This is a genomic window from Streptomyces rubrogriseus, assembly GCF_027947575.1.
GTDB classification, from domain to species: domain Bacteria; phylum Actinomycetota; class Actinomycetes; order Streptomycetales; family Streptomycetaceae; genus Streptomyces; species Streptomyces rubrogriseus.
The window spans coordinates 5737772-5755895 of record NZ_CP116256.1 but is presented as its reverse complement, the minus strand read 5'-3'; the positions used below and the strand labels follow the sequence as shown (position 1 = coordinate 5755895).

At 74.4% G+C, this 18124-nt stretch carries 13 protein-coding genes; all 13 read left to right on the top strand.

Annotation, left to right across the window (positions count from 1 at the left end; genetic code table 11):
- The first annotated feature begins 5 nt into the window (after positions 1-5).
- The 13 genes from Sru02f_RS26215 to Sru02f_RS26155 all read left to right on the top strand — a co-directional run bounded on the left by Sru02f_RS26215 (position 6) and on the right by Sru02f_RS26155 (position 18110).
- On the top strand, positions 6-4247 hold the full coding sequence (locus Sru02f_RS26215; RefSeq protein WP_109028433.1) for a non-ribosomal peptide synthetase: 4242 nt from the start codon (positions 6-8) through the stop codon (positions 4245-4247).
- Positions 4244-4651: a cupin domain-containing protein gene (locus Sru02f_RS26210; protein WP_109028434.1), complete on the top strand. Its 408-nt coding sequence runs from the start codon at positions 4244-4246 to the stop codon at positions 4649-4651. Before Sru02f_RS26215 ends, Sru02f_RS26210 begins: the two co-directional genes overlap by 4 nt.
- Before the next feature lie 19 nt (positions 4652-4670).
- Positions 4671-6032: a lysine N(6)-hydroxylase/L-ornithine N(5)-oxygenase family protein gene (locus tag Sru02f_RS26205; RefSeq protein WP_109028435.1), complete on the top strand. Its 1362-nt coding sequence runs from the start codon at positions 4671-4673 to the stop codon at positions 6030-6032.
- Positions 6029-6415, top strand: coding sequence for a cupin domain-containing protein (locus Sru02f_RS26200; protein ID WP_109028436.1), 387 nt, complete (start codon positions 6029-6031; stop codon positions 6413-6415). Before Sru02f_RS26205 ends, Sru02f_RS26200 begins: the two co-directional genes overlap by 4 nt.
- On the top strand, positions 6412-7932 hold the full coding sequence (locus Sru02f_RS26195) for a class I tRNA ligase family protein (protein ID WP_109028437.1): 1521 nt from the start codon (positions 6412-6414) through the stop codon (positions 7930-7932). Before Sru02f_RS26200 ends, Sru02f_RS26195 begins: the two co-directional genes overlap by 4 nt.
- A gap of 58 nt (positions 7933-7990) precedes the next feature.
- Positions 7991-9265, top strand: coding sequence for an ATP-grasp domain-containing protein (locus Sru02f_RS26190; protein ID WP_109028438.1), 1275 nt, complete (start codon positions 7991-7993; stop codon positions 9263-9265).
- A 2-nt stretch (positions 9266-9267) separates the two neighbouring features.
- Positions 9268-10590 carry a diaminopimelate decarboxylase gene (gene lysA / locus Sru02f_RS26185; RefSeq protein ID WP_109028439.1) on the top strand — a complete coding sequence of 441 codons (1323 nt, stop codon included), beginning with the start codon at positions 9268-9270 and terminating at the stop codon, positions 10588-10590.
- 325 nt (positions 10591-10915) lie between these two features.
- Positions 10916-11668, top strand: a complete 753-nt coding sequence (locus Sru02f_RS26180; RefSeq protein ID WP_109028440.1) for a (5-formylfuran-3-yl)methyl phosphate synthase — start codon at positions 10916-10918, stop codon at positions 11666-11668.
- A 2-nt stretch (positions 11669-11670) separates the two neighbouring features.
- The gene (locus Sru02f_RS26175; RefSeq protein ID WP_109028441.1) at positions 11671-13077 is read left to right on the top strand and encodes an aldehyde dehydrogenase family protein; all 1407 of its coding nucleotides are present in this window, start codon (positions 11671-11673) and stop codon (positions 13075-13077) included.
- A complete protein-coding gene (locus Sru02f_RS26170) occupies positions 13078-14181 on the top strand; it encodes an NAD(P)-dependent alcohol dehydrogenase (RefSeq protein WP_109028442.1) in 1104 nt (367 codons plus the stop codon).
- Positions 14182-14261: 80 nt separating this feature from the next.
- Positions 14262-15173, top strand: coding sequence for a class I SAM-dependent methyltransferase (locus Sru02f_RS26165; protein ID WP_109028443.1), 912 nt, complete (start codon positions 14262-14264; stop codon positions 15171-15173).
- A 155-nt stretch (positions 15174-15328) separates the two neighbouring features.
- Positions 15329-17167: a gamma-glutamyltransferase family protein gene (locus tag Sru02f_RS26160; protein WP_109028444.1), complete on the top strand. Its 1839-nt coding sequence runs from the start codon at positions 15329-15331 to the stop codon at positions 17165-17167.
- A 97-nt stretch (positions 17168-17264) separates the two neighbouring features.
- A complete protein-coding gene (locus Sru02f_RS26155) occupies positions 17265-18110 on the top strand; it encodes an inositol monophosphatase family protein (protein ID WP_109028445.1) in 846 nt (281 codons plus the stop codon).
- The last annotated feature ends 14 nt before the right edge of the window (positions 18111-18124 follow it).

The following is an 18124-nucleotide window of genomic DNA, read 5'->3' as shown; positions in this document are numbered from 1 at the left end:
GCGAGGTGGAAGACACACAACGGGGTGCGGGGGAGCGGGACCCGCTCGCGCTCCTTCGCGAACTGGCCGAGCAGGGCGTCACGGTGCGCGCCCGCCGCGGCCGGCTGTCCGTCGACGCCCCGCCGGACGCCCCCGAGGAGCTCCTCGACCGCCTCACGGCCGCGAAGGAGCCGGTCCTCGCGGCGATCACCGCCCATCCCGGCCTGCCCGGGCCCCGGGTCGCCGCCGCGGACCCGGAGCCCCGGCCGTCCGGGCGCCCCTTCCCGGTGACCGACCTCCAGAGCGCCTATCAGGTCGGCGAGTCGGACTTCCCCGAACTGGCCACCCCGGCGTACATCGCGCACGGCTTCGAGGTGCCGGGCCTCGACACCGGACGCTGGCACGCGGCGCTGCGCACGGTCCTCACCCGGCACGAGATGCTCCGCGCCGCGGTCGGCCCGGACGGCCGCCAACGGGTCGTCCCGCTCGACGACGGCTGGGGCCCGGCCCTGGTCGACTGGGGCCACCTCGACGCCGCCGAGGCCCGCGCGGCCTTCCACCGGGAACGGGAGACGGCGGCCGCACTCCTGCCCGGCCTGGCGGACGGTCCCCAACTGGGCTGCGCGGTCTACTCCGCCCGGGGCACCACCTTCGTCCTGCTCTGCCTGCGGCTGTTCGTCCTGGACGCCCGCTCCATCGGGCTGCTCTGCCGCGACCTGGCCGACGCCTACGAGGGGCGGGCGTTCGCCGGGCCGCCCGTGGAACGCGGGTACTTCGCCCGGTACACCGAGGCCCTCGCCGCCCACCGGGACAGCCAGGCCCACCGCAACGCCGTCGCGCACTGGCAGCGCCGGACACCCGTCCTGCCCGGCCCGCCGACCCCGCCGACCCTGTCCCGCCCGGCCCGGGCCCGCTTCGCCCGGGTCCGCCACCGACTGCCCGCGCCCGTGTGGGCGGCGCTGCGCGAACAGGCCCGCGGCGCCGGCCTGTCGGCCAACTCCGTGCTGTGCGCGGCCTACGCCGAGGTGCTGCGCCGCTGGTCGGGCCGGCCCTCCTTCACCCTCACCGTCCTCGTCGCCACCCGCGCCATGCTGGCCGCCGGCCCGAACGGCACCGACCCCGCCCCGGCCGCGTGCGTGGGGAACTTCGGCAGCACGCTGCTGCTGGAGTGCGACGGCACCGGCGACACCTTCGCCGAGCGCGCCGGGGCCCTGCAACGGCGGCTGATGGCGGACCTGCCGCACGCCTGGCTGTCCGGGGTGGAGGTGGCCCGCCGGGCCCGCCGAGAGCGCCCCGGGGCAGCGGTGGGCAGCCCGTTCGTCTTCGCCTCGGGACTCGACGACGCGGCGTCCGACGCGCTGCCCCCGCACCTGCGGGCCGAGGGGTGGGAGCTGGTCTTCAAGTCCATGCACACCCCGCAGGTCCTCCTCGACCACCAGGTCTCCGAGGAGGACGGGGAACTCGTCTGCACCTTCGACCACGTGGCCGAGGCCTTCCCCGAGGGCCTGGTCGACGAGCTGGCGGCGGCCCACGCCGACCTGCTGCGCCGCCTGGCCGGTCACGACGCCCCCTGGGCCGCCCCGCACCCGCCGCCGCTGCCCGGGGCCCTGCTGGCCGCGCGCACCGCCGCCAACCGCACCGCGCGCGACCTCCCGGGCGGCGGCGTCCTGGACGGGCTGCGCGAGGGCGCCGAGCGCACCCCCGACCGCACGGCCCTCCACGGGGCGGACGGGAAGACCACCTACCGCGAGGCCGCGGACCGGGTGGGGCGCACGGCCGCCGCGCTGGCCGCCTCCGGGGCGGCACCCGGCGAACTCGTCGGCGTGCTGGCCCGCAAGAGCCCCGGCCAGTACCTCGCCGCGCTCTCGGTCGTCGCGGCCGGCGGCGCCTACGTACCGCTCGGCGTGGACTGGCCGCCCGCCCGGCTCGACGCGCTGCTCACCCGGCACGGCATCGGCAGGGTGCTGGCCGACGCCGAGGGGGCACGGCTCCTCGCGGAGCTGGAACGGCCCGTCCACGTGCTCGCCCTCGACGCCCCAGGGCACCCCGGCGAGCCCCTGCCGCTGCCGGTGCCCGCCCCCGACGACCTCGCGTACGTCATCTTCACCTCGGGCTCAACCGGCACCCCCAAGGGCGTCGCGATCCCGCACGGCGGGCTGCGCAACACCGTCCAGGACATGGTGGAGCGCTTCGGCGTCGGCCCGGACGACCGGCTGCTCTCGCTGTCCGAACTGCACTTCGACCTCTCGGCCTTCGACCTGTTCGGCGCCCTGTGCGCCGGCGCGACCGTCGTCGTGCCGCCCTGCGCCGCCCGCCCCGACCCCGACCTGTGGGCGCACTGGGTGCGGCACAGCGGCGCCACCGTCTGGAACACCGTCCCGGCCCTCCTCGACATGCTCCTCGACCACCTCGGTGACGAACGCGCCGCCGACGTCCTGGGCGGACTGCGGCTGGTCCTGCTCAGCGGCGACTGGATCCCGCTCGGCCTGCCCGACCGCGTCCGGCGGGCCGCGCCCAAGGCCGAGGTGGTCGCCCTGGGCGGTGCCACCGAGGCGTCCATCTGGTCCAACTACCACGTCGTGGACCGGATCGACCCGTCCTGGAAGTCCGTGCCGTACGGGCTGCCCCTCGCCAACCAGCGCTACCACGTCCTCGACGCGGACGCGGGCTTCGCGGACGTGCCCCACTGGGTGCCCGGCGAGCTCTTCATCGCCGGTGACGGCCTGGCCACGGCGTACTACGGGCAGCCCGAACTGACCGCGGCCCGCTTCCCCACCCACCCCCGCACCGGCGAGCGGCTGTACCGCACCGGCGACCACGCCCGCTACCGGCCCGACGGCACCCTGGAGTTCCTCGGCCGGCTCGACAGCCAGGCCAAGGTGCGCGGCTACCGGGTGGACCTCCTGGAGGTCGAGCAGCAGCTGGCGGCGCAGCCCGGCGTCCGGGCCGCGGCCTGCGTCGTCACCGGCACCGGTGCCGCCGCCCGCCTGATCGCCTTCCTCGTCGCGGAGGAAGACGGCGGCCCGGGCACCGACGGCGGTCCTCGCACCGACCGCGAGCCGGTCCCGGGACCCGCGGCGCTGCGCGCCCGGCTGGGCACCACCCTGCCCTCGTACGCGGTGCCCAGCGCCTTCCACACCGTCGCCGCCCTCCCGCTGACCGCCAACGGCAAGCGCGACGCCCGCGCCCTCCTCGCCCTGGCCGAGGAACACGCGGCGGGGACCGGGCGCGGGGACGCCGACCGGGCCGCCGCGTCCGGCCGCGCACCGCGCACCGAGCGGGAGTCGGCGCTGGCCCGGCTGTGGCAGGAGGTGTGCGGCACGGCCGTCCGGTCGGTCGACGACGACTTCTTCGCCAGCGGCGGCAGCTCGGTCTCCGCGGTGCGGCTGGTCCGGCGGATCGAGGAGGAGTTCGGCGTCCGGCTGCCGCTGTCCAGCCTCTTCGAGGCGAGCACCGTCGCGGGCCAGGACGCGCTGCTCGACCGGCACGTCGACACCCTGCTCGTGCCGGTCAGACCCGGCGACGGGGCGGCGGTGGTCCTGGTCCACCCGGTGGGCGGACACCTCCTCGGCTACCGCGCCCTGATCGACGCGCTGCCCGCCCCGTACGCGGTGTACGGACTGCAGGCCCCGCCCAGCGGCCGGCTCCCCGCGACCCTGACCGAACTGGCGGACCAGTACGCGCGGGCGGTCGCGGCCCTGGGGCGGCCCGTCCACCTCCTCGGCTGGTCGATGGGCGGCGTCCTCGCGGCGGAGACCGCCCGCCGCACCGACCTGGTCCAGCCCCTCTCGCTGACCCTGGTCGACAGCTTCGTGGCCGCGACCGACGGCGCGGACCTGGACGAACGGGCCGCCGCGGCCGGGTTCTTCACCGACTATCTCGGCCAGCGGGACGGCGCCGCGGAGATCGCCGTACCGGCCGGCCACCCGGACCCCTTCGGACACCTCGCCGCCACCCACCTGCCCCGGGAGCCGGCCGACGCCCTGCGCGGCCTCTACGACCAGTACCGGGCCCTGTACCGGCTGCTGCTCGACCACCGCCCGCGGCCCCTGCCGCGGGACTGCCCGCTCCTGGTCGTACCCGCCGAGCGGGAACGACCGGACGCCTTCGGGGGCCTGACGCCGCTGCACCTGCACCCGGCCGGTCTCGTACCGCCCGGCGCGCGGGTCGCCCCCCTGCCCGAGACGCACTACTCCGTGGTCCGCGACGGTGCCGCCCGGCGGCTCGCGGAACTCTTTCACACCCGTACAGCGAAGGGATCGGCATGACGAGCAGAACGATCAAGGACATCGTGGTCCTCGGCGAGTCCGAGCCGGAGAACGTGCGCCAGGTGCGCAAGGGCCCGGACCGCTGGATCTCCGGCGAGCTGGCCATCACCAACACCCTGCACTTCACCAGTCCCGACGGGGCCTTCACCTCGGGCATCTGGGAGAGCACCCCGGGCAAGTTCCGCGCGGTGTACGAGGAGGACGAGTTCTACCACATGCTCCACGGCCGGGTGGTCATCGCCGACGACGACGGCAACGCCCGCACCTTCGTCCCCGGCGACACCATCGTCGTCCCCGCCGGATTCACCGGCACCTGGGAGGTCCTGGAGCCCACCAAGAAGTTCTACGCCCACTACCGGCCGCTGGACGACGACCGCACCGGCCCCGCCGTCCAGGCCGACTGACCCGGCGGAGAGGAACACCATGACCACTGCCCCGCGCGGGGGACACCCGCACCACCGGCTGCTCGGCGTCGGCTACGGGCCCTCGCACCTGTCCATGAGCGCGCTGCACGCCTCGGCCGGACCGGCCGCCGCCGGGACGTCCCTGCACTTCCTGGAATCCAGGGACGCCTTCTCCTGGCACCCCGACATGCTGCTGCCCGGCGCCCGCATGCAGGTCGCCTTCCTGAAGGACCTGGTGACCCCCAGGGACCCGACCAGCCCGTACAGCTTCGTCAACTACCTGGTGTCCAAGGGCCGGCTGGAACCCTTCCTCAACCTGGGCACGCTCAACCCGACCCGGCGCGAGTACGTCGACTACTTCCGCTGGGCGGCCGACCGGCTCGCCGGCTACGTCACCTACGGCAGCACCGCCGAGGCGATCCGCCCGGTGACCGGCCCCGACGGACGGGTCACCCGCCTGGAGGTGGACCACCGCGGCCCGGACGGCACCCGGCACACCGTCTCCGCCGACCACGTGTCCCTGGCACCCGGCGGCACCCCGATCGTCCCGCCCGGCGTCGAGCCCGGCACCCTCCGGGACGGCACCGTCCTGCACAGCAGCTCCTTCCTGGGCGGCATCCGGCCCTTCCACGATCGCGGCCGCGAACTGCCCTACCGCTTCCTGGTGGTGGGCGCCGGACAGAGCGCGGCGGAGATCTTCCAGTACCTGGCCGGCGAGTTCCCGGCGGCGGACGTCACCCTGGCGCACCGCGGGTTCGCGCTGATGCCCGCCAACAGCAGCGCCCTGGCCAACGCCATCTTCGACCCGGCCTCCGTCGACCTGTTCCACGGCGCCGGACCCGAGCGCCGCCGCGGCATCCTCGCGGAGCTGAAGGCGACCAACTACGCCGCCGTCGACGACGAGGACATCACCGCCGTCGCCGAACTCCTCTACGACCAGCAGGTGCACGGCGGGCAGCGGCTGCACCTGAGCCGGTTCACCGAACTGACCGGGGCCCGCACCGAGGACGGCCTGGTCACCGCCACCCTGCGCGACCTGCTCACCGGCGAGGAACGCGGCGAACGCCACGACGCGGTCGTGCTGGCCACCGGCTACGACTTCCGCGAGGCGCGCGGCCTGCTGACCGGCGTCGACCCGTACCTGCTCAGGGACGGGGACGGCGAACTGCTCGTCGACCGCGACTACTCGGTACGCACCGACGAGGGCTTCGCACCGCGGATCTTCCTGCACGGCGCCGCCGAACACACCCACGGCCTGACCAGCACCCTGCTGTCGCTGCTCGCCCACCGCGCCGGAGACATCCTCGACGCCGTCCTCGACACCCCGGCCGCCGGCCACCAAGACCTCGCCACCCCCCTGTTCGAAGGAGTCCACGCATGAGCGGCATCCGGATCCAGCGGCGGGCCGACGCCCTCGTCAACGAGGAGTACGGCTGCGCGTTCCGCCGCATCCTGCCCTGGGAGTCCAGCGGCCCCTCGGACACCGGCATGGGGGTGTGCACCGTCGCGCCGGGCACGGCCACCACCCCGCACTCCCACGAGGACCACGAGCACTTCTACGTGGTGCGCGGCAGCGGCCACGCCGAGGTCGACGGGGAGCGGACGCGGATCGCCGCGGGCGACGCCCTGGTGGTCGGCGCCCACCAGCGCCACCACTTCGAGAACGCCTCGGACACCGAGGAACTGGAGATGGTGTCGGTCTGGTCCCTCGGTCCCTTCGGCGCCGCCCCGGCCGCCGGGCAGGCCCACGGGGAGGACCGATGACACCGGCCCCGCGCCGCTTCCTGGTCACCGCCACACCCCCCACCACCAACGGCGACCTGCACGTCGGCCACCTCTCCGGGCCCTACCTGGGCGCCGACGTCTTCAGCCGCGCCCAGCGGATGCTGGGACACACCGTCCTGTACGCGTCCGGCGGCGACGACCACCAGACGTACGTGGTCACCACGGCCGAGCGGCTCGGCCTGGACCCGGTGGAGCTGGCGGCGCGCTGCAACCGCGAGATCGTCGGCACGCTGGAACTCGCCGGCATCGACATCGACGCGTTCACCAGCCCCGACGACGCCTACCGCGCCGAGGTGCGGGAGTTCTTCACCGGCCTGTACCGGGCGGGCCGGCTCAAGACCCGCACCTGGACCTTCCCGTACTGCGGGCGGACCGGCCGCTACCTCCTGGAGGCCTTCGCCACCGGGTACTGCCCCGAGTGCCTGGTCGGCACCTGCGGGGCGATCTGCGAGAACTGCGGCCACCCCAACGACGTCGACTCCCTGCTCTTCCCGACGAGCACCGGCGCCGGGCCCGCCACCCCCACCCAGCCGCGCGAGACGGAGATCCTGGTCCTGCCGCTGGAGGAGTACCGGGAGCAGTTCACCGAGTTCTACCGCGCCCGGCGGGCCACGATGCGCCCGCACGTGCTGCGCTTCGTCGACGAGATGCTCTCCCGGCCGCTGCCCGACTTCCCGGTCAGCTACCCGGCCGACTGGGGCATCCCGGTCGGCATCGACGGCTTCGACGGCCAGGTCTTCAACGTCTGGGCCGAGATGCTGCCGGGCCTGAGGCACATGGCGGAGGCCGCGCGGGCCCGCCGCGGCCCCGCGACGCCGCCCGGCGTGTGGGCCGCGGACTCGGGCTTCGAACTCGTGCAGTTCCTCGGCTACGACAACACGTTCTACTTCGCCTTCGCCCACCTCGGGCTCACCTTCGCGCACGGCGGACTGACCGAGCCGGCGGCGATCGTGACCAACGAGTTCTACCACCTGGACGGGGCCAAGTTCTCCACCAGCCGCCGCCACCTCGTGTGGGCCCGCGACCTGGTGGGCAAGTACGGCGCGGACAACGTGCGTTTCCACCTCGCGCTCGGCAACCCGGAGCACCAGCCCGCCAACTTCACCGAGGCGGACTTCCTGGACACCGTACGCACCCGGCTGCACCGGCCGCTGCAGAGCGTCGCGGCGGCCCTGGCCCCGCACACGGGGCGGCCCGTGACGGCCGGGCCGGGGACCGGTGCGGTCCTGGACCGCTACCGCGACCGGATGCGGCGGGCCTACACCCTGGAGACCTTCTCGATGCGGCAGGCCGCCGAGACCACCGCGAACCTGCTCGCGCTGCTCGCCGCCAGGGCGCCGGACGACCCCGGACTCGCCGTCGCCGGTCTCCGGGCCGCCGCCGAGCACGCCGCGCCCCTGGTGCCCGGCCTCGCCGCCGCCGTCGAGGCCCGGTACACGGCCGCGGCGCCGGGCACCGTGCCGGACCTGGCCGACCTCCTGCCCGTCACCCTCTGACCGCCCCGCACCGCACCGCCCCGGCCCTCCCTCCTCCCGCGACCCCTAGGCAGAACCCATGCACATCGCGTTCGTCGACTCCAACCCCGCCGCGCTCGAAGCAATCCGGCTGGCCAAGGAGGCCGGTCACCGGGTGACCTACCTCCAGTCCGCCGACCCCTTCTATCCGCCCACCGAGAAGAACCTGCGGATCGTCGGCTCGGTGGACCACCTGGTCGACAACCTCGTCACCACCGACGCCGAGAGCGTCACCCGGGTCCTCGCCGCCCGCCACGCGGCCGACCCCATCGACGTGGTCACCGCCCAGCTGGAGCTGAGCGCCGAGGCGGTCGCCGTCGCCTGCCGCGAACTGGGTCTGCGCGGCACGGCGACCGACGGCGTCCTCACCGCCCGCCGCAAGGACCGGTGCCGGGCCGCCCTGGACAAGGCCGGGCTCGCCTCCGCGCGCCACGCGCTGGCCGAGACCGAGGAGGCGGCGCTCGCCGCGGCCGAGGAGATCGGCTACCCGGTGATCCTCAAGCCGCCGTCGGGCGCGGACAGCCTGCTCTCCTACGTGGCCACCAACCCGGAGGAGGCCGCCGCCGGCTGCCGCGGGGTGCTGACCGGACTGGACGCGGTGCCCGTGCAGTGGCACGAGCAGTTCACCCGCGGCATCCTCGTCGAGGAATACCTGGTCGGCACCCTGGTCTCGGTCGAACTGGGCGTCAGGGATGGGGAGTTCTTCCCCTTCGCGGTGTCCGGGCGGTTCCGCTGGGCCGAGGACGAGGTGGTGGAGCTGGGCTCCTACATCCCCGCGGCGCTCTCCGAGGAACAGACCGCGGCCTGCGTCGCCTACGCCGCCGACGTGTGCCGGGCGATCGGCCTGGACCTGGGCGTCTTCCACCTGGAGATCATGGTGACCGGGCGCGGCCCGGTCCTGGTCGAGGTCAACCCCCGGGTGATGGGCGGCGCGCTGCCCACCATCTACCGGCACGCCACCGGCGCCGACATCTTCTCCGGACTGCTGGCGATCCTGGAACCCGGCGCGGAGGTGGCGCTGCCCGGCACGCTCGACGGCTGCGTCGGCGGACGCAAGGTGATGGCCCGCGACGGCGGCACCCTCGCCCCCGGCGCCTCGCTGGACCGGATCGCCGAGTGGCCCGGCGTCCTGGAGGTCGTCGGCTTCGACAGCTACGGCACCGGACCCGGCCGGACGGTGAGCGCCGGACAGATCGTGGCCCGCTTCATGCTGCGCGGGCCGGACCATCCGTCCGTGGTTCGGACGGCCGAGCAGATCCTGCGCCGTCTGGAAGAAGATCTCGGTATTGCCCTGATGATCGGCGAGAAGGACTGACCATGACCTCCCCATCCGCCCCTTCCTCCGCAGAGCAGCCCCGTCTGCCCGGTGCCCTGGACGGCCCCCGGCTGGCGGCCGCGGCCGCCGAGCACGGCACCCCGCTGTGGCTGTACGACGCCGCGACGATCCGCGCCCAGATCGACCGGCTGCGCCGCTTCGACGTCATCCGCTACGCCCAGAAGGCCTGCTCCAACCTGCACATCCTGCGCCTGATGCGCGAGGAGGGCGTCCACGTCGACGCCGTGTCGGAGGGCGAGATCGAGCGGGCGCTCGCGGCCGGCTACCGGGTCGGCGGGGACGACGAACCGATCGTCTTCACCGCCGACCTGCTGAACCGCTCCACGCTGCGCCGGGTGGTCGAGCTGGGCATCCCCGTCAACGCGGGCTCCCCGCAGATGCTGGACCAGGTGGGCCGGGCGGCCCCGGGCCACCCGGTGTGGATCCGGATCAACCCGGGCTTCGGGCACGGCCACAGCCGCAAGACCAACACCGGCGGCGAGCACAGCAAGCACGGCATCTGGCACGAGCACCTCGAAGAGAGCCTCGCGCTGGTCGACCGGCACGGGCTCGACCTGGTCGGCCTGCACATGCACATCGGTTCCGGGGTGGACTACGGTCACCTGGAGTCGGTCTGCGAGACCATGGTCAAGCAGGTCAGGATGGCCGGGCGGGACATCCGCGCCATCTCCGCCGGCGGCGGCCTCTCCGTGCCGTACACGCCGGGCGACCCGGAGATCGACACCGACCGCTACTTCGAACTCTGGGACGCCGCACGCCGGGAGCTGGTCTCCGAACTCGGCCACCCGGTGCGGCTGGAGATCGAGCCGGGACGCTTCCTGGTGGCCGGCTCCGGAGTCCTGGCCGCCGAGGTGCGCGCCCAGAAGCCCGTGGGCAGCAACTACTTCGTCCTGGTCGACGCCGGGTTCAACGACCTGATGCGGCCCGCGATGTACGGCAGCAACCACCGCGTCTCGGTGCTCGACGCGGCGGGCGCCCGCCGCGCCTCGGACGCCCGCGACACCGTCCTGGCCGGACCGCTGTGCGAGTCGGGGGACGTCTTCACCCAGGTCGAGGGCGGGGACGTGGAACCGGTTCCGCTGCCCCGCACCGACGTCGGCGACCTGGTCGTCTTCCACGACACCGGCGCCTACGGCGCGAGCATGTCGTCCAACTACAACTCCCGGCCGCTCATCCCCGAGGTCCTGGTCGACGGCGCCGAGACCCGCCTGATCCGCCGCCGCCAGACGGTCGCCGAACTGTTGGCCCCGGAGCTGGAAGCCGGCCCGGCGTTCAGTCCCCGACCCGGCCGTGACTCTCGGTGAACCTCACGAGCGCGCCGCGGAGGGTGAGGTTCTGTTCCGCGGCGCGATGAACCCGTAACCCCGCGCAGCGTCGAAACGCACCGCACGACCCGCGACCATGCGTGGATGCCGGACGGAACGGCGCCCCCGCGCACCCGCGGGCGGCCCGGCGCAGACGGCGCGTTGCGCCGGGCGCGGGCACCTCGTGACCGCGATCCACGTGGCACTGCGCGCGCCCTGCCCGGACGTGACGCCCGGAGGGAAGGATGTGCGCACCGCATGTGAGCCGGACGAATCCGTACATCCGCTCTCGGGGCAGGTGGGTGTGCGGGGGAAGGACTCAACCTTGTTGCTGCTCATCTCTCCGGACGGTGTCGACGAGGCCCTCGACTGCGCGAAGGCGGCCGAGTACCTGGACATCGTCGACGTCAAGAAGCCCGACGAGGGCTCGCTCGGCGCCAACTACCCCTGGGTCATCAGGGAGATCCGCGCGGCGGTCCCGGCGGACAAGCCGGTCTCCGCCACCGTGGGGGACGTGCCGTACAAGCCCGGCACGGTGGCCCAGGCGGCGCTCGGCGCGGCCGTGTCCGGGGCCACCTACATCAAGGTCGGCCTCTACGGGTGCACGACACCCGAACAGGCCGTCGAGGTCATGCGCGGGGTGGTCCGAGCGGTGAAGGACCACAGGGCGGACGCGTTCGTCGTCGCGTCGGGCTACGCCGACGCCCACCGCATCGGCTGTGTCAACCCGCTCTCGCTGCCCGACATCGCTCGCCGTTCGGGTTCCGACGCCGCCATGCTCGACACCGCGGTCAAGGACGGGACGCGGCTGTTCGACCACGTTCCGCCCGACGTGTGCGCCGAGTTCGTGCGGCGCGCCCACGACTCCGGTCTCCTCGCCGCGCTGGCGGGCAGTGTCAAGTCCGGCGACCTCGGTGAACTGGCCCGTATCGAGACGGACATCGTCGGGGTGCGCGGAGCGGTCTGCGAGGGAGGGGACCGCACCACGGGCCGGATCCGGCCGCACCTGGTGGCGGCCTTCCGGGCGGAGATGGACCGGCACGTCCGGGAACACGCGGCCGCTGCCGCGCAGAGCTGACCGTGGCTCCGGCGACCGGACGTCCCGCGCACAGCACCGACCGCGGCGGGTACTTCGCCGTCGTCGATCCGTCGACCGGCGAAGCCTTCGACGAGGCCCCCGACCGGCGGCCGGAGGAACTGGACCTGGTCGTCGACCGGGCCCGAGCGGCCTGGCCGGGCTGGCGGGCCGACCCGGCCGCACGCAGGACGGCACTGCTCGCCGCGGCGGACGCCGTCGACGCGGCCGCCGCCGCTCTCGCCCCGCTCCTCACCCGTGAACAGGGCAAGCCGCTGACCGAGTCGCATGCCGAGGTGGCCCGTACGGCTGCCCGGCTGCGCTACTTCGCCGAGCTGGACATCGGGGCGCAGCCGATCACGGACGACCGCCCCGTGCACAGCCGGCTGAGGTGGCGGTCGATCGGGGCCGTCGCCGCGATCGTGCCGTGGAACTTCCCCCTGCAACTGGCGTCGGCGAAGTTCGCGCCGGCGCTTGCCGCGGGCAACACGATGGTGCTCAAGCCCTCACCGTCCACGCCCCTCGCCACCCGGATGCTGGGGGCCGTCCTCGCCGGTTCCCTGCCCGAGGGCGTGCTCACGGTCGTCACCGGAAGGGAGCCGCTCGGCGCCCGACTCGCCTCGCACCCCGGGATCCGCCATGTGACCTTCACCGGGTCGGCGGCCACGGGCCGGGCCGTCGCCGCGGGCGCGGCGGCCTCTCTCGCGCGAGTCACCCTGGAACTGGGAGGCAACGACGCCGCCATCCTGCTCGACGACGTCGACGTGGAGGAGATCGCGGACCGGCTGTTCTGGGCGGCGTTCCGCAACTGCGGCCAGGTCTGCATGGCGGTCAAGCGGGTTTACGCCCCTGCCCGGCTCCACAACCGGGTGGTGGAGGCCCTCGCCCACCGGGCGAGCACGACCGTGGTCGGACCGGGGCTCGATCCGGCGTCACGCATCGGGCCGGTCAGCAACGCCCCGCAACTCGCCCGCGTCGAGCAGCGCACGACCCGGGCCCTGGCGGACGGCGGCCGGGCCGCGGCCGGTGGACACCGCCTGGACCGGCCGGGGTACTTCTTCGCCCCGACGATCCTGGCCGACGTGCCGGCCGACAGCCCGGTGGTGACCGAGGAACAGTTCGGCCCGGTCCTGCCGGTCCTGCCGTACGACAGCCTCGACGAAGCCGTCCGGGCGGCCAACGACACCGGCTTCGGACTGGGCGGCTCGGTGTGGAGCACCGACCTCGACCGGGCCGCGGCCGTCGCCGACCGCCTGGAGTGCGGAACGGCCTGGATCAACCACCATGCCGAACTCTCCCTCGCCCAGCCCTTCGCGGGTGCCAAGGACAGCGGTGTCGGCGTCGCGGGCGGGCCGTGGGGGCTGTACGGAAACCTCAGACCGTTCGTCGTGCACCGCCCGGAGGAGGCCTGAATGAAGTTCGGCGCGGCGGTACTGCGCGCGTACGAGAACCCGTTCACCGTCGAGGAGGTCGTGCTGGCGGAGGGGCCGGCCGAGGGGGAGATCCTGGTCCGGATCGCCGGTTGCGGGATGTGCCGGACCGACCTCGCGGTGCGGCAGTCGGGCGGCCGCTCACCCCTGCCGGCGGTCCTGGGCCACGAGGGGTCCGGAGTCGTCGTGGAGACGGGCGGCACGGGCACCGGCCTGAGCGCGGGCGACCACGTGGTGCTGAGCTTCGACTCCTGCGGGCACTGCCGGAACTGCATGGGCGCGGCCCCCGCCTACTGCGACTCCTTCGCCGCGCTGAACCTGTTCGGCGGGCGCCGGGAGCACGCCGCACGCTTCACCGACACCACCGGGACCGCCCTGGCGCCCCGCTGGTTCGGCCAGTCCTCGTTCGCCGAGTACGCGCTGGTCCCGGCCCGCAACGCGGTACGGGTCGATCCCGCACTGCCCCTGGAACTGCTCGGACCGCTCGGTTGCGGCTTCCTCACCGGCGCCGGTGCGGTCCTCAACTCCTTCGGCGTCGGCCCGGGCGACACCCTCGCCGTCTTCGGCGCGGGCGCGGTGGGCCTGGCCGCCGTGATGGCGGCACACGCCGCCGGCGCGGTGACCGTCGCCGTGGACCGGCATCCCGGGCGGCTGGCCCTCGCCGAGCGGCTCCACGCCCTGCCGGTCCCCACCACGCCGACCGGCCTGTCCGACCGCATTCTGCGGCTGACCGGCGGGGGAACGACGTACGCGCTGGACACCACGGGGTCCGCCGGGCTGATCAACGAGGCGCTCCGATCGCTGCGTCCGACCGGCCGTCTCGGCCTCGTGGCACGGCTCCGCGGCACCCTGCCGATCGAGGCGGGGACACTGGACCGCGGGCGCGCGATCTTCCACATCTGTGAGGGCGACGCCGTCCCCGGGCTGCTGGTCCCGCGCCTCACCGAGCTGTGGCAGGCCGGACGGTTTCCCTTCGACCAGCTGATCCGCACCTATCCGCTCGCCGACATCAACGAGGCCGAACGCGACTGCGAGACCGGCCGCGTCGTCAAACCCGTCCTGATCCCGGACGGCCGCCGGCCCTGAGCACGCCGCTCGCCGCAGCCCGCCCGGGCCGCCGGCTCCGACGTACGCCGGTCCCACACCGACCCACCAGGGGAGAACGCATGGCAGACACGGCACCGCTGGGCACTCGTACGGACGGCGTGGAGGGAGGAGTGGGGCTGACCGCCCTCCTGGTCGCCGCGGCGCGGGCGATCGAGACCCACCGCCATGACGCCCTCGCCCAGGACATCTACGCGGAGCACTTCGTTCTGGGCGCTCGGGCGTCGGCCCACTGGCCGGTCCGCCTGGACCAGGCCCCGGGCGGGGACACGAGCCCGCTCTGGGGACGCTTCGCCCGCTACTTCGGTCTGCGGACCCGGGTTCTCGACGACTTCCTGCTCCGCTCGGTCCGGTCCGCCGGCATCCGCCAGGTGGTGCTGCTGGGAGCCGGGCTGGACGCGCGGGCCTTCCGCCTCGACTGGCCCCCCGACTGCGTGGTCTTCGAGATCGACAGGGACGGAGTCCTCGCGTTCAAACACCGGGTCCTCGACACCCTGTCGGCCGAACCCCGGGCGCGGCGGGTGCCGATCGGGACCGACCTGCGCGCCGACTGGGCCGGTGCGCTGACGGCGACGGGCTTCGACGTCACGGCCCCCACCGCGTGGCTGGTCGAGGGGCTGCTGTTCTACCTGCCGCACGCGGCCGAGACCGCGCTCATCGACACGGTCGACCGGCTGAGCGCGCCGGGCAGCACCCTGGCGTACGAGGTCAAGCTCGAGAAGGACCTGATGGCGTACCGCGACAGCCCGCTGTACGTGTCGACGCGCCGGCAGCTCGGCATCGACCTGCTCGACCTGTTCAGCCGGGAGCCGCGGCCCGACTCCGCGGCTCGTCTGGGGGACCGGGGCTGGACCGCGTCGGTCCACACTCCCTTCGACTTCACCCACCAGCACGGACGCGGCCCGCTGCCCGAGGAGAACGACGCCCTGGCGGGCAACCGCTGGGTCTTCGCGGACCGGGGGCGGTCGGCGTGACCGGCCTGTGAAGTCCGGTCGGGTCCCGTCGAAGTGCTCAAGCCCTCTTCCGGGCCTTCGGACCGGACAGGGAGGATGGCAGGCGTCCACTTCGCGTACGGCACCGGCCGACGTGGAGCACAGGCCCGTCGACGTGCCCAACACCGAGGTCAGGTATGCAATTCACGACTCGTCCCACTCTGCGTGGCACCTTCGGCATGGTGTCCTCGACCCACTGGCTGGCCTCCCAGTCGGCCATGGCGGTGCTGGAGGACGGGGGCAACGCCTACGACGCGGCCGTCGCCGGGGCCTTCGTGCTGCACGTCGTCGAACCGCACCTCAACGGGCCCGCCGGGGAGGTGCCGATCCTGCTCGCGCCGGCGGGGGGCGAGGTGCGGGTGCTGTGCGGACAGGGTGTGGCCCCGGCGGGCGCCACGGTGGCGCACTACAAGGGGCTCGGACTCGACCTCGTCCCCGGCACCGGGCCGCTCGCCGCCGCCGTGCCCGGGGCCTTCGACGCCTGGCTGCTCCTGCTGCGCGACCACGGCACCAAGTCGCTGGCCGACGTGCTGAAGTACGCCGTCGGCTACGCCGAGCACGGGCACGCACCCGTGGAGCGCGTCGCCGAGACAGTCGAGACCGTCCGGGAGCTGTTCGAGACGGAGTGGACCTCCTCCGCCGAGGTCTACCTGCCGGACGGCCGTCCGCCCCGCCCCGGCGAGCTGCTGCGCAACCCGGCCCTGGCCGCCACCTGGAAGCGGCTGCTCGCGGAGGCCGCCGGCGCGGCGGACCGGGAGGCGGAGATCGACGCCGCGCGGGAGATCTGGCGCTCCGGGTTCGTCGCCGAGGCCCTCGTACGGCAGGCCGGGCGGCCCACCCTGGACACCAGCGGCGAACGCCACACCGGCACCCTCACCGCCGCCGACCTCGCCGAATGGTCGGCGCACTACGAGGCCCCGGCGACGTACGACTGGAACGGCTGGACCCTGTGCAAGGCCGGACCGTGGAGCCAGGGGCCGGTCCTGCTCCAGCAGTTGGCGCTGCTCCCGCCCGAGCTGCCCGCCCACGGCGGTGCCGACTACGTCCACCTGCTGGTCGAGGGCTGCAAGCTCGCCATGGCCGACCGGGAGGCCTGGTACGGCGACGCCGACGGCGCGGACCGCGTACCGCTCGATGAGCTGCTGTCGCCCGGGTACAACGCGGCGCGGCGGCGGCTCGTCGGCGACAAGGCCTCCTTCGAACTGCGCCCCGGCGCCCCGGGCGGGCGCGTCCCGCGGCTCGCCGCCCACGCGCTCGTCGCCGCCGTGGAGGGGGAGGGCCTCGACGCCCTCGGGGTCGGTGAACCGACGGTCGCCAAGGGCCCGGCGTCCCCGGTGCCGGGGGAGCCGGACGTCGCGGCCGACGGGAGCACCCGCGGCGACACCTGCCACCTCGACATCGTGGACCGCTGGGGCAACATGGTCTCGGCCACGCCCAGCGGCGGCTGGCTCCAGTCCAACCCCGTCGTGCCCGAACTGGGCTTCCCGCTCGGCACCCGGCTCCAGATGACCTGGCTGGAGGAGGGCCTGCCCAACTCGCTCACGCCGGGCCGTCGCCCGCGCACCACGCTCACGCCCTCTGTCGCCCTGCGCGACGGGGTGCCGGTCATGGCCTTCGGCACCCCGGGCGGCGACCAGCAGGACCAGTGGCAGACGCACTTCTTCCTGGCGGTCGCGCTGCGCGCGCGGGTGCGGGGCGGTCTCGACCTCCAGGGCGCGATCGACGCCCCGAACTGGCACAACGACAGCTTCCCCGGTTCCTTCTTCCCACGCGGCATGCGGGCGGGCTCGGTCACCGTGGAGTCCCGCATGCCGGCGGAGGTCGTCGAGGAGCTGCGGCGCCGCGGGCACGACGTGACGGTGGGGGAGGCGTGGTCGGAGGGTCGGCTGTGCGCCGTCGCCCGGGACCCGGAGACGGGCGTGCTGTCGGCGGCGGCGAACCCGCGCGGCATGCAGGGGTACGCGGTGGGCCGCTGACCGGCAGGCGCGCGCGTACACCTGATGTTCGTACCGATTCCACCCGGAGTACACCACCCGGGTGGGGGTTGTCAGTGGCGCGTGCTCTCATGGAGCCATGATCGAGAACAACGAAACCATCGACGAGTTTCTCGCCCGGCACACCGGCGACGTGGAGGAGGCCGTCCGCAAGGCGGCCGCGCAGGAGATCATGCCGCGCTGGCGCCGGCTCGCGGCACACGAGGTCGACCAGAAGGCGGGCCCGCACGACCTGGTGACGGACGCCGACCGCAAGGCGGAGCTGTACCTCACGGAGGTGCTGCCCCGCCTGCTGCCCGGCTCGGTGGTGGTCGGCGAGGAGGCGGTGCACGCGAACCCGGCTTCGTACGGGGCGATACGCGGCGAGGCCCCGGTGTGGATCGTCGACCCGGTCGACGGGACCCGGCAGTTCGTGCGCGGCGAGGAGGGCTTCTGCACGCTGGTGGCGCTCGCCCACCGCGGCGTCGTGCAGGCCTCCTGGACCTACGCCCCGGCCGGTGACCGGCTCGCCGCGGCCGTACGCGGAGGGGGCGCCTTCCTGGACGGCGAGCGGCTGTACGCGGGGCCGCCCGAGCCCGGCCGGGACCTGCGGGTGGCCACCTCCCACCCGGACTACACGACGGACGAGCAGAAGCGCGACCTGCATGCCCTGCGCACCCCGGGGGTGGCCCCCCGCCCCTGCGGCTCGGCCGGCCTGGAGTACCTGGCCGTCGCCCGCGGCGAGTCCGACGCCACCGCCTTCTCCTGGGAAGCGGCGTGGGACCACGCGGCCGGTCTCCTCCTGGTCGAGGAGGCGGGCGGCACCCACCTGACCCGCACGGGCGAGCCGTTCCGCATCACCGGGGGCAACGAACTGCCGTTCACCGCCGCCCGCGACGCGGCCACGGCGCGGCAGGTGGTGGCCCTGCTGTCGGGCGAGGCCTGATCCCCGGGGGAGCG

What these genes read in the sequence shown, in the direction of transcription:
- Sru02f_RS26210 (WP_109028434.1), top strand. Translation starts at nt 4,244, where the DNA reads ATGACGAGCAGAACGATCAAGGACATCGTGGTCCTCGGCGAGTCCGAG.
- Sru02f_RS26205 (WP_109028435.1), top strand. Translation starts at nt 4,671, where the DNA reads ATGACCACTGCCCCGCGCGGGGGACACCCGCACCACCGGCTGCTCGGC.
- Sru02f_RS26200 (WP_109028436.1), top strand. Translation starts at nt 6,029, where the DNA reads ATGAGCGGCATCCGGATCCAGCGGCGGGCCGACGCCCTCGTCAACGAG.
- Sru02f_RS26195 (WP_109028437.1), top strand. Translation starts at nt 6,412, where the DNA reads ATGACACCGGCCCCGCGCCGCTTCCTGGTCACCGCCACACCCCCCACC.
- Sru02f_RS26190 (WP_109028438.1), top strand. Translation starts at nt 7,991, where the DNA reads ATGCACATCGCGTTCGTCGACTCCAACCCCGCCGCGCTCGAAGCAATC.
- lysA (WP_109028439.1), top strand. Translation starts at nt 9,268, where the DNA reads ATGACCTCCCCATCCGCCCCTTCCTCCGCAGAGCAGCCCCGTCTGCCC.
- Sru02f_RS26170 (WP_109028442.1), top strand. Translation starts at nt 13,078, where the DNA reads ATGAAGTTCGGCGCGGCGGTACTGCGCGCGTACGAGAACCCGTTCACC.
- Sru02f_RS26165 (WP_109028443.1), top strand. Translation starts at nt 14,262, where the DNA reads ATGGCAGACACGGCACCGCTGGGCACTCGTACGGACGGCGTGGAGGGA.
- Sru02f_RS26160 (WP_109028444.1), top strand. Translation starts at nt 15,329, where the DNA reads ATGCAATTCACGACTCGTCCCACTCTGCGTGGCACCTTCGGCATGGTG.
- Sru02f_RS26155 (WP_109028445.1), top strand. Translation starts at nt 17,265, where the DNA reads ATGATCGAGAACAACGAAACCATCGACGAGTTTCTCGCCCGGCACACC.